This window comes from Actinoplanes nipponensis (genome assembly GCF_016862275.1).
Taxonomy (GTDB): Bacteria; Actinomycetota; Actinomycetes; order Mycobacteriales; family Micromonosporaceae; genus Actinoplanes; species Actinoplanes nipponensis.
The window spans coordinates 1-11,649 of record NZ_BOMQ01000024.1 but is presented as its reverse complement, the minus strand read 5'-3'; the positions used below and the strand labels follow the sequence as shown (position 1 = coordinate 11,649).

The window sequence follows — 11,649 nt, the reverse complement described above, 5'->3', positions numbered from 1 at the left end:
TGACGGGGGTGGGGGAATTCTTTTCCCCGACCCCTCATGATCCACTTCAACAATGATCAGGAGGGGCCGGGGAATACGTCAGGCGGCGACCGCGATCGGCACCCCGTGGCTGTCGGTCAGCGCCAGCCTGGTCCGCAGGTTGCCCTGCTCGGCGACCCGGGCGAAGTACTCGGTCCGCCGCCGCTGCAGGCAGCCCTTGCGGGTCCGCGGCCCACCCGCCGCGACGGTGAGCAGCTCCGGGGCCAGGGAGCTGTTCAGTCCCTCGCGCAACAGGCGCAGCGCCTCGGTGCGCAGCTGCGAGATCCGCGACTCGGTGACCCCGAGCTCGGCGGCCACGTCGCTGAGCGGCTGCTCCTGCAGGAAGGACTGGGTGACCACCAGGCGCAGCCGCTCGGGCAGGGCCTGGATGGCCTGGTGCAGGTAGCCCAGGCGTTCCCGCTTGAGCAGCAGGTCCTCGGGGCCCTCGGAGAGTTCCGGCACCATCTCCTCGGCCGCCCCGGTGGGGAAGCCCTGGAGGCTGAGCAGCGCGGCCTTCTGCACGTCGTCCTCGACGCTGGCCAGCTCGGCCACGCCGATACCCAGCATCTCGGCCACCTCGGCCTCGGACGGGGTGCGACCCAGCGCCGCGGTGAGCTCCTGGCGGGCGGTCGCCGTGCGGCGGGCCCGGGCCCGTACCGACCGGCTGGCCCAGTCCTGCCCGCGCAGCTCGTCCAGCAGCGCGCCCCGGATCCGGACCGCGGCGAACCGGTGGAACGGGATGCCCCGGCTCACGTCGAAGGAGCGCGCGGCGCCCAGCAGCGCGGCGAATCCGGCGGACGACAGGTCGTCGGCATGCACGTGGCCGGGCACACGGTTGAGCAGTTCCCGAACCAGGTGTCCCACCATCGGCATGTGTTCGCGGACCAGGTCCTCGAGGTCGCGCGCGGACGGCGCGTCGTGGATGATGCCGGCGGCGGCGGGGAGATCGGTCGTCACGGTCACGTGTTCCTCCTCGCTCGTACGAGCCGGCTGATGAACCGGCTGATGAGGAGAACACTTGTGGCCGAAAGGTGCAGGCGCGGCCGAACTCGGTTGCTTTTATGGTGTTTTTTGCGAAAAAGACTCAGGTCGCCGGGCGGTGGCTCCGGCCGGCCCCTAGCTGGCGAAGTGCGGGCGGCGCGGGGCGGCCAGCAGGCCGCTCAGCTCGTGACGCACCCAGTTCATCCGGCGCACGGCCGCCTCCGGGTGGTCGCCGAACTCCTCCGCGACCCCGGCCGCACAGCCGTCGCTGCCGTGCCGCAGCAGCATGGCGGTGACGGTCTCCTCGACGGTCTGCCGGCTCGGGCATTCGGACGGCTGCAGATACGAGACGAACAACGCCTCGGCCGCCAGTTCCTGGACGGTGCTGATCATGTGGAGCTCCCCGATGTGCGACGACTTGCTCTGGTTCCAGCTAACGCTCGCGCCGGTGCCGACCGGAACCGCTCAGGTTGCAGACCGGTATCAGTCATCTTCCCCGTGGGCGTCAGCCCGGCCCGGCGGCACGCCGATGCGGTCCGTACCGATTTCGGCGGGTGGCCCTCGTCGCGGCCGTCGCGGTTCGCGGAGGGGAGCACAGGTTCCCGACGGGCTCTCCGTCCGACTTTACGCGCAGCTCGGGCGGCCTACCGGAACTCCGGTCGACCGCCCGAGGATCGTGCGGGGCGCAGGTCAGCCGAGGCCGGCCGGGGGCGCGGGAGGTACGTCGCCGGGGGTGTCGGCCGGGTCGGTGTACGCGTCCGTCGTCGGCGGGGTCGTCGGCGGCTGCTCGACCGCCGTCGTGGGCGGCGTGGTCGGCGGGGTCGTACCCGCCACGGACGGCTCGATGTCCTCGCCGTCCTCGCCGCCGGTGCCCGTGCCGGTCCCGGGACCAGTGCCGGTGCCGGTGCCGGTGCCCGGATCGACCACGGTGCCCGGACCGGAGCTGGTCGGCGCGCCGCCCGCCGGGGCCGTCGTCCCGACCGGGACCGGAACGGCGACGCCGCTCGGGTTGATCGAGATGCCGGGGATCGGGGTGTCCTTGGTCGGCACCGGGCCGAGCCGGACCGTGCCGTTGCTGAGGTGCTCCACCGGCCGCGACGGCGCGCCCGGGGCCGGCGAGACGAACGTCTGGCAGGTCTCGCCGCCCAGCTGGAAGACCATCGGGGCGGCGTTGCTGGCGTTGTACCGGCCGTTGACCTGCAGGGTCTCGGTGCGCTGGGGACTGAGCACCTTCGGCGACTGCACCGTGACGCCGCGGCCCTGCTGGTCCAGCTTGACCTTGCCGATGCCGGTCACCACCTGGTCACCGGGCATGACGAACCACAGCTTCCAGTCCTTGATCGCGGTCGTGTCGCGGTTGGCCACCGTGATCGCGGCCTTGAACTGGTTGTCTTTGTCGGACCAGACCGCGTAGCTGACCACGCACTTGTTCGATCCGGCCAGCGTGGTCGAGATCGCGTTCGGCGTGCGCGGCGACGCCCCGTCGCGGGCCAGCGCGGCCACGGCCACACCGCCGGCGAGCACCGCGCCGGCGACCGCGCCCGACACGATCAGCACCCGGCGCCGCTGGGTGAGGCCCCCGTTGCGCCCGGGGCCCGAGGGACCGGTGGCCGCCGCGCCCGGCCTGTTCTGGTGCGGCGGCACGCCCCCGCCGCCGGGACGTGCGGGCGGGGTGGACGGGCCGGCGGCACGGTCCGCCGGCGGCCGGGACGCGCCGTCCGCGCCGAAGGCGGGACGCAGCGCCGGGCCGGGGTGGCCGGGGGCCGACGAGGCCGGCCGCCCGAACGACGGGGCGGACCGCTCGGCCGGCGGCAGGGGCTTCCCGGACGGCGAGGCCGGCTGCTCCGACGGCCGGGCCGGCCGCTCGGACGGCGGGGCGGGCGGGGCGGCGGCCGCCGAGCCGACGGGGGCCGGGCTCACGGGACCGAACCGGCTGTTGCGGGCGCCGCGCTGGGGCGGGGACGCGACCGGGCCGACCGCCGCCTCGACCTCGGCGACGGAGACCGGGGGCGCCACCGGCGATCCCGCGGGGGCCGGCGAGACCGGCGCCTCGGCCGCGGGCATCGGCGCGACGCCGCGGCCGGGAGCCTGGGCCGGCACCCGGGCCAGACCCGACAGGAGCCGGGCGTAGCCGTCGGTGTTCCGGCGGGCCGACGGCAGGATCGTGGTGTCCTCGCCGTTGTCCGCGCCGTCCGGGACGTACGCGCGGGCGGCCGGCACACCGGCCGTCACCGTGCCGAGCACGTGCGCCAGCTCGGCGCTGGAGGGCCGGTCGGCCGGCCGCTTCTCCAGGCAGCGGGCGATCAGGGCGGAGACCGCGGGCGGCAGGCCCTCGACGGCCGGCAGCGGGTCGGGCTCGGTGTACTGGTGGGCGCGCAGCAGGGCCGTGGTCGTGCCGACGTCCCAGGGGAGCTGGCCGATCAGGGTGCGGTAGATCAGCAGGCCGACGGCGTACACGTCGGTGGCCGGGCTGACCTGGCCGCCCTCGAGCCGCTCGGGCGCCAGGTAGGCCGGCGTGCCGAGCAGGCTGCCGTCGGGGTCGATGTCGTTCTCGCCGATCAGGGCCGAGATGCCGAAGTCGACGACCTTGGCGCCCGCGGAGGTGAGCATGACGTTGGCCGGGGTCACGTCGCGGTGCACGATGCCCCGGGCGTGCGCCGCGGCCAGGGCCGCCGAGACCTCGGAGGCGATGCGCACGGCGGCCGGCCACGGCAGCCGGCGCGAGCGGGCCAGCACGGCGGCCAGCGACTCGCCGTCGACGAGCTCCATCACGACGTACGGCACGGGCTCACCGTCGACGGTGGTCGCCTCGCCGTAGTCGTAGACGTTGGTGATGTGCGGGTGACTCAGGCGCGCGGCGGCCTGGGCCTCCCCGCGGAGTCGGCGCCGGAACGAGGGGTCGGTGCTCGTCGAGGGCGGCAGCACCTTCACCGCCACCTGCCGACCGAGAACCTCGTCGAACCCTCGCCAGACCACTGACATCCCGCCGGCGCCGAGCCGCTCGACCAGTCGGTAGCGACCGGCCAGCAGACTCGAACCGGGCAGGTCCGTCGTGCTCATGTGCCCCCACATGCGCGATCGGAAGAAACATCAACACTGCACCGCCATGCGTGCTGACGCCGGGGCGGTTGTCGGTCCGCCGTTGGACCGAGCATTCCCCATCGACGGCGAGGATGTTAGCGGACGATCGGCCACTGTCTCGACTCCTCGCCCCGGGGGTGACCTGCACGTCGTCACCCTCAGTTTCCCCCTGTGCGCCTGCGGTGCCCGGCCGGAGGTTTGGGCATAACGGCAGGTCAGCGTTGTATAGATGACCATCAGGCCGAGGGCTGACCGGTTATGACCGCTTCGTCGGAATGTGCGGCAGGAACGCGAATCGGGGGACTTCACCAGGGATTCTGCACGTGCAGTCGCTCATGCATCACGCACAGATACCATGGGCCGATTCCGAGTCACTTTCATCTATACCCTGTGTGATGGTTGTCCCAGGGCAAATGACCTGGGGCACCCCGCCCGATCGGGTGATTTCCCGCCGCCGATCATTCTTTGTTGGCGCAACTCGCCAGCATTGCCGGCAATTCACCCGATCCAGTTACTTTGCCGAGGCCGCGGCCGCCCCCTCGGGCCGGACCGTGCCCCGCCCGGGCTCCGCCGCACGGCCCGGATGAGCGGCCAGCCGGCCGGCGTGCACCACCGTGGAGTCACCCGGCACGGCACCCAGGTCGGCCAGCAGATCCAGCATCGGGGCGAGCTTCTCGTAGAGCACCAGCACCACGTCGCCCGGCGCCGCCAGCCGCAGCGCCGCCTCGACCGCGGCCCGGGGGCCGGCCGCGCGGACAGCCTGCAGCAGGGGGCGGCGCGCCCGCATCTCGCGTTCCACCAACGCCGACACCTCGCCGGGCGCCCGGCCGCGCGGGTCCTCGTCGTCGTGCAGCACCGCCCGGGTGACCCCGTCGGCGAGCACCTGGGCGGAGGCGGCCAGCAGGTCGTCGCGGCGGTCGCCGGGCAGGGTGACCACGGCCAGGCAGCGCTGCGGACCCCACAGCCGGTGCAGGGTACGCAGGACCGTGGCGATCGCCGCCGGGTTGTGCGCGTAGTCCACGAACAGCGACACCTCCCCCAGCCGCAGCAGCGTCCCGCGCCCCGGGTTGTCCACCCGCGGCTCGAAGCCGGCCAGCCGCTCGGCCACCACGTCCGGCGAGGCGCCCAGGGCCCGGGCGGCGGCCGCCGCGGCGAGGGCGTTGACGGCCGCGTACGGCGCCGCTCCCCCGAACGCGCCCGGCACCTCGGCCACCCGCAGCAACGGGGTGCGCCGGCCGCCGGTGGCCTGCACCAGCCAGCCGTCCTGCAACACGTACGCCGTCCCGCCGCGGCCCAGGTGCTCGGCCAGCACCGGCTGGCGGGAGTCGGTGCCGAACCAGACGACGCGCTTGCGGTCCGCCCGGACCCGGGGGCGCTCGGCGATGCTGCGCACCCACGGGTCGTCGGCGTTGAGCACCAGCGTGCCGCCGTCCCGGACCCGCTCGGCGACCAGCGCCTTGACGTGCGCCAGGTCCTCGATCGAGTCGAGCCCGTCCTGGCCCAGGTGGTCGGCGGTGATGGTGGTGAGCACGCCGACGTCGGTCCAGTCGTACCCCAGGCCCCGGCGCAGCGTCCCGCCGCGCGCGGTCTCCAGGACCGCCGCCTGCACCCCCGGGTCGCCCAGCACCATCTGCGCCGAGCGGGGGCCGGTGGCGTCGCCGGCGTACACGAGGCGGCCGTCGATCGACACGCCGTCGCTGGTGGCCGTGCCGACCCGCAGGCCGGTGCCGGCCAGCAGGTACGCGGTCAGCCGGGTCACCGTGGTCTTGCCGTTGGTGCCGGTGACGGCCACGGTGGGGATCCGCCCGTCGGAGCCGCCGGGGAACATCGCCCGCACGATCGCGTCCCCGACGTCGCGGGCGCGGCCCCGCACCGGCGCGAGGTGCATGCGCAGCCCCGGCACGGCGTTGACCTCGATCACCCCGGCGGCCGGCCCGGCCTGCTCGCCGGTCGGCGGCAGCGGCGCGGCGATGTCGGCCAGCCGCAGGTCGATGCCCGCGATGTCGAGCCCGACCAGGGCGGCGACGCGCACGCAGAGCCGGGCCACGTCGGGGTGCACCCGGTCGGTGACGTCGCTGCCCGTGCCGCCGGTGGACAGGTTGGCGTTGTCGCGCAGCCACACCTGCCGCCCGGCGGCCGGGACGGTCTCCGGGGTGCAGCCCTGCCGCTCCAGCGCCGTCCGGGCGGTGTCGTCGAGCTCGATGCGGGTCAGCACCCGGGCGTGCCCGACGCCCCGGCGCGGGTCGGCGTTGGTCGACGCGACCAGCTCGGCCACGGTGCTCTTCCCGTCGCCGACCACGTGGGCGGCGACCCGTTCGGCCGCGGCGACCAGCTCGCCCGCCACGATCAGCGCGCGGTAGTCCCGCCCGCCGAGCTGCCGTTCGACGACGACGTCACCGCCCGCGGCGGCGTACGCCCGGGCCACCTCCTCGGCGGTGCGCAGGTTCAGCACGACGTGCTCACCCTGGCGGCCCTGGCGCGGCTTGACCACCACCGGCGCGCCCAGCGTGCCGAGCAGGCCGATCGCCTCCTCCACGGTCCGCGCCGCGCCGCCGGGCGCCACCGGCACCCCGGCGTCCTCCAGCAGCCGCCGGGTGACCTGCTTGTCGGCCGCGATGTCGACGCCGACGCCGCTGGTCCGGTCGGTCATCGCGGCCCAGGCCAGCCGCCGGCGGGTGCCCCAGCCCAGCCGCAGCAGGCTCAGGTCGGCGTAGCGCTCCACCGGGATGCCCCGGCGCCGGGCCGCGGCGATGATCGACCGGGTGCTCGGCCCGGTGGCCTCGCGCTCGGCCAGGGCGGCGAGCGCGGCGAGGTGCTCGCCGAGGGTGGCCGCGGGCACGGGCTCGCCGCCGGCGACCGAGCAGACCAGCGACACGGCGGTCGCCAGCAGCTCGGCGGGCAGGGTGGACTCCGGCGACTCGTCCACCGGGCACTCGATGATCAGGTCGTAGAGGCCGGGCTCGCCGGCCGCGACGGTGCGGCCGAAGCTGACGTCGCGGCCGATGCGGTGCGACAGCTCGATGGCGACGTGCTCGGTGACGTGCCCGAAGTAGGTGCCGCCGCGCATCCGGCTCACGAAGCCGCCGGGCGCCCCGGCGGCGCAGTGGTGCTCGGCGAGGCCCGGCAGGGAGCGCAGGATCCGCTCGGTGAACCCGGCCACGTCGCTGGTCTCGCGGCCGGTCAGCGCGTCCAGGCGGACCCGGGCCACGATCGCCGGCCGGGACAGGTGGACGTTGGGTCCGCGCAGCCGGCGGATGCCGATGATCTTCATGCGGCCAGTTCCCGTTCCCCGGCGGCCCCGTCGACCAGCGAGGGGCGGCGGCCGGACAGTTCGAACCGGTATCCCGCGGGCAGCACGTGCACCCGGGCCCCGGTGAGGGCGATCGGCCCGGCGGCCGGCACCCGGATGTCCGCGGCCGCGCCCGCGTCGACCACGGTGACCGTGCCGGTGCCCAGCACCTCGAAGTTGTCGCCCTCGGCGAGGATCGCGGTGTCCTCGTCGATGCCCAGGCCGAGCTCGTGCGGATAGAGGGCGACGGCGCTGAGCAGCCGGTTGAGCCGGCCCCGCTCGGCGAAGTGCATGTCGATCAGCACCCCGGGCAGGAACTCCAGCCCGGGGCCGGTGCGCACGCTGTCGCGGCTGATCCCCGGGGCGTCGCCGCCGAGGATCATGGTGCCGGACATCATGGCCGCGCCGGCGCTGGTGCCGCCGAGCACGATCGTCCCGGTCTGCACCAGCCGCTGCAGCGCCGAGTCGGTCAGCGTGCCGCCGAGCACGGCGGTGATCCGCAGCTGGTCGCCGCCGGTGAAGAACACCGCGGTGGCGGCGGCGAGCGCCTCGACCACGGCGGGCTCGTTGGCCTGGCCGCGGTTCTCCAGGCGCAGCGCGCGTACCCGGCCCGCGCCCAGGCGGGTGAACAGCGCGGCGTACTCGGCCTCCAGGACGGCCGGCTCGGCGCTCGCGGTGGCGATGACGATGATGTGGGCCGCCCGGCCGCCGGCCAGGTCGACGAAGCGCCGCAGGATCCCGGTGCCGCCGGGGCCGTAGCGTTCGGCGCCGCCGATGACGAGCAGGCGGGAGTGACCGCGATGATCGACGATTGCCACGCCGCGCCTCCTGAAGGGGCCGCACCCGACGATCCGGCGGCCTGCCTAGAGGCTAAACGGAACAATACCGAAACATCCGGCTAATCCGCCGAGTCGGCGGGCAGCAGGTGCGTCACGGCCGGCGGGCCCTCGGCCAGCGCCCACGCCTCGTGCTCCTCCCGCTCGTCGCTGCCGGTGAGCCGGCCCTCGTGCTGGCGCAGGTGCTCCTCCCAGGTGGGCACCAGGTAGACCTCGACGAACTCGCCGGCCTGCTCGCCCGGGCGGAACAGTCCCCACCGGGTCGCCCCGGTGCGCTGCCGGGAGCGCCGCACGGCCTGCATCGCGGCGACGAAGGCGGCCCGGTTCTCCGGCCGCACCCGGAACGTCGAGGTGACCAGCACCGGGCCGGCGTCCCGGTGCGGCTCCAACATCAGGTGCGGCTCGGCCCAGTAGACGGCCGGGCCGCGGTCGCCCTCCTGGTGGTGCAGCGGCAGCCAGGGCACGGTCAGGGTGCCCACCAGCATCAGGGCCGCGGCGGCGAGGAAGGCGGCGCGCAGGCCGAACGCCTCGGTCACCTGACCCCAGACCAGCGCGCCGAGGGCCTGGCCGCCGGCGAAGACGACCTGGTAGACGGCGAAGGCGCGGGCGCGCACCCAGTTCGGCAGGAACAGCTGCAGGCCGGCGTTCATCCGCGACACCTGGATCATCCAGGCCAGCCCGGCGGCGACCAGCACCCCCACCACGACCACCGCGTTCGCCACCGAGGCCACCACGACCAGGGCCAGGCCGTAGACCACGCCGGCGAGCACCAGCAGCCGGTTGGCCGGCACCCGCTCGCGGACCCGGGGCATCAGCAGCGCGCCGAGCACCGCCCCCACGCCGAGGGCGGCCAGCAGGGCGCCGTAGCCGCTGGGGCCCAGGGCCAGCTCGCGTTCCGCGACCAGCGGCAGCAGTCCCCAGACGACGCTGCCGGGCAGCACGAACAGCACGACGCGCAGCAGGATCCGGCGGACCACGGGCGAGTAGCGCACGTACCGGCCGCCGGCCCGCAGCGCCGGACCGAACCGCTCGGCGTGCCCCGGTCGGCTCTCCGGGCGCCGCCGCCAGCGCAGCAGCGCCCCGGCGAAGATCACGAAGGACAGCGCGTTGAGGCCGAAGACCGCGGCCACGCCCACGTGGGCCACGAGCAGGCCGGCCACCGCCGGCCCGGCCGAGCGGGCCAGGTTGGTGTTGACCGCGCCGAGCGCGGACGCCGCCGGGAGCTCGTCCCGCGGCACCACCTCGGGGATGACCGCCTGCCAGGCCGGCAGCGTCAGCGCCTGCCCGGCGCCGAGCAGGAAGGTGAAGATCAACAGCAGCGGCGGCGGCATCCGGTCCAGCGCCGTGAGCCCGGTCAGGGCCGCGGCCACGACGAAGAGCCCCACCTGTACGGCGAGCAGCAGGCGCCGGCGGTCGAAGGTGTCGGCCAGGGCGCCCGACGGCAGGGCGAGCAGCAGGACGGGCAGCATCGTGGCCGTCTGCACGAGGCTGACGTAGGTCGCCGCGGCCGGCTCGTGCACCAGGTGCCACTGGGCGCCGACGGTCTGCATCCAGGTGCCGACGTTGCTGGCCAGCACGCCGATCCACAGCCCCCGGAAGACCTTGTCCCGCAGCGGGCTCCACGCCGGTGTCGTCGTCACGCCGAGGGACTCTAGTTTCGGCGCCGGGCCCCCGGTCCGGGGCGGGGCACCACCTCACGGTAGTCGGCGACCCGGTGGCCGTCCGCGCAGTGCAGCTCGACGTGGACCTCCGCCCCGCAGCCGCGGTGGGCCATCTCCAGCGGCGGGCCCTCCGGCTCGGCCAGGTAGCGGTCGCCCCACGCCTTCACCGCGGTCAGCACCGGGTACAGGTCGAGCCCCTTGGCGGTGAGCCGGTACTCGTGCCGGATCCGCGCCCCGGGCTCCCGGTACGGCTCGCGGCGCAGCAGGCCGTGCGCCACCAGCGAGGCGAGCCGGTTGGCCAGGACCTGGCGCGGGATGCCGGTGCGCTCCCGCATGTCGGCGAAGCGGCGGACGCCGTTGAAGACCTCACGCAGCACCACCACGGTCCACCGCTCCCCGAGGATCTCCATCGCCCGGCCGATCGTGCAGGTGTCGATGGACCAGTCCAGGGCGGCGGGACGCGGGAGGGTGGGCTGCATGACACCGAGGCTAGGTCTGTTTGACAGACACAGCAAGCCCGTGCCAATCTGCGTCCATGACGCAGACCCAGGACCGGACCCGCACGTACTCCTGGACCGACCCGGCGGCGCACGCCGCCCTGCTCGGCACCACCGACGGGCTGACCCTGCTGCGCGGCATGGCGGCCGGCGAGCTGCCGCCCCCGCCGATCATGAATCTGATCGACATCGCCGGCATGGAGGTCGAGGAGGGCAGCGTGACGTTCTTCCTGGACCCCCAGGAGTTCCACTACAACCCGCTCGGCTCGGTGCACGGCGGCGTGATCTCCACCCTGCTGGACAGCACGGCCGCGTGCTCACTGCACTCGACCCTGCCGGCCGGCGTCGGCTACACGTCGCTCGACCTCAACGTGAAGTTCCTGCGCGCGGTGACCGTCGAATCGGGACGGCTGACCTGCAAGGGCGGCGTGCTGCAGAAGGGGCGCCGGACCGCGCTCACCGAGGCCCGGCTGACCGACTCCGCGGGGCGGCTGATCGCCCACGCCACCTCCAGCTGCATGCTCTTCGGCTGATCCTCGGGGCCGGCAGCGGCGCCTGACGGTCCGGAACGGGGCGGTTCTGCCGGCCCGGGGGCGGCCCGGGGGCGGCCCGGGGGCGGCCCGGGGGCGGCCCGTCCGGCACGCCAGGGTGCCGGACCTCGCGGTCGCTCGGATGCTCGTCGCGGGACCGTCCGAGGTAGAACTACCGGATGCGGCGCGTCCCGTTCGGCGCCCGGCGCGCTCTCACTCCCGGATGCGGACCGCTCCTACGAGCCGCACCCCCACTCCCGGATACGGACCGCTCCCACTCGGCGCCCGCCGCGCTCTCACTCCCGGACGCGGCGCTCTGCCGCTCGGCGCCCGCCGGGCTCCTACTGCCGGATGCGGCGCGCTCGCACTCGGCCGCCGCCGCGTCAGCCCGGCAGCTGCGGGAACCGCCAGGTGGCAGCCCGCGTTGCCCGGTTGCCCCTCCACCCACGCGGATCTTGGGGAGAGCGGGTCGGTTGCCACGGCCCGGCGCCTCAAGATTCACCGAGGCAAGCCGGCGAGCACCTCAGAAAGCGGACAAGCCCGCCCCGCGAGCGAATCTTGATACGCCCAGACCCTCGTCTCGGCGCGGCGTCACCAAGATCCGAGTGAAGGGGACCGGAGCGGAGTGTGGCAGGGCCTGCGAGCACGGGCATGCCAGAAGCGACACGGGCACACCAGAAGCGGCACGGGCACACCAGAAGCGGCACGGGCACCCCGGTAGCCGCACGGGCACCCCGGTAGCCGCACGGGCACCCC

At 74.8% G+C, this 11,649-nt stretch carries 8 protein-coding genes; 1 reads left to right on the top strand and 7 read right to left on the bottom strand.

Annotation, left to right across the window (positions count from 1 at the left end; all coding sequences use genetic code 11):
• Nucleotides 1-78 precede the first annotated feature (78 nt).
• The 7 genes from Ani05nite_RS09160 to Ani05nite_RS09130 all read right to left on the bottom strand — a co-directional run bounded on the left by Ani05nite_RS09160 (nt 79) and on the right by Ani05nite_RS09130 (nt 10,345).
• A complete protein-coding gene (locus Ani05nite_RS09160) occupies nt 79-981 on the bottom strand; it encodes a sigma-70 family RNA polymerase sigma factor (RefSeq protein ID WP_203766793.1) in 903 nt (300 codons plus the stop codon).
• Nucleotides 982-1,134: 153 nt separating this feature from the next.
• On the bottom strand, nt 1,135-1,392 hold the full coding sequence (locus tag Ani05nite_RS09155) for a hypothetical protein (protein ID WP_203766791.1): 258 nt from the start codon (nt 1,390-1,392) through the stop codon (nt 1,135-1,137).
• Between the two features lie 297 nt (nt 1,393-1,689).
• The gene (locus tag Ani05nite_RS09150; protein ID WP_203766789.1) at nt 1,690-4,059 is read right to left on the bottom strand and encodes a serine/threonine-protein kinase; all 2,370 of its coding nucleotides are present in this window, start codon (nt 4,057-4,059) and stop codon (nt 1,690-1,692) included.
• Nucleotides 4,060-4,591: 532 nt separating this feature from the next.
• Nucleotides 4,592-7,351 carry a cyanophycin synthetase gene (cphA, locus tag Ani05nite_RS09145; RefSeq protein ID WP_203766787.1) on the bottom strand — a complete coding sequence of 920 codons (2,760 nt, stop codon included), beginning with the start codon at nt 7,349-7,351 and terminating at the stop codon, nt 4,592-4,594.
• Complete coding sequence (locus tag Ani05nite_RS09140) at nt 7,348-8,187, bottom strand: cyanophycinase (RefSeq protein WP_239129533.1); 840 nt, start codon at nt 8,185-8,187, stop codon at nt 7,348-7,350. Before Ani05nite_RS09140 ends, cphA begins: the two co-directional genes overlap by 4 nt.
• Before the next feature lie 80 nt (nt 8,188-8,267).
• A complete protein-coding gene (locus Ani05nite_RS09135) occupies nt 8,268-9,845 on the bottom strand; it encodes an MFS transporter (protein ID WP_203766785.1) in 1,578 nt (525 codons plus the stop codon).
• 11 nt (nt 9,846-9,856) lie between these two features.
• Nucleotides 9,857-10,345 (bottom strand): winged helix-turn-helix transcriptional regulator, encoded by a 489-nt coding sequence (locus tag Ani05nite_RS09130; RefSeq protein ID WP_203766783.1) that lies wholly within the window; start codon nt 10,343-10,345, stop codon nt 9,857-9,859.
• Nucleotides 10,346-10,401: 56 nt separating this feature from the next.
• On the opposite strand from Ani05nite_RS09130, the gene Ani05nite_RS09125 reads away from it, so the two are divergent.
• The gene (locus Ani05nite_RS09125; protein ID WP_203766781.1) at nt 10,402-10,896 is read left to right on the top strand and encodes a PaaI family thioesterase; all 495 of its coding nucleotides are present in this window, start codon (nt 10,402-10,404) and stop codon (nt 10,894-10,896) included.
• Nucleotides 10,897-11,649: the final 753 nt, after the last annotated feature.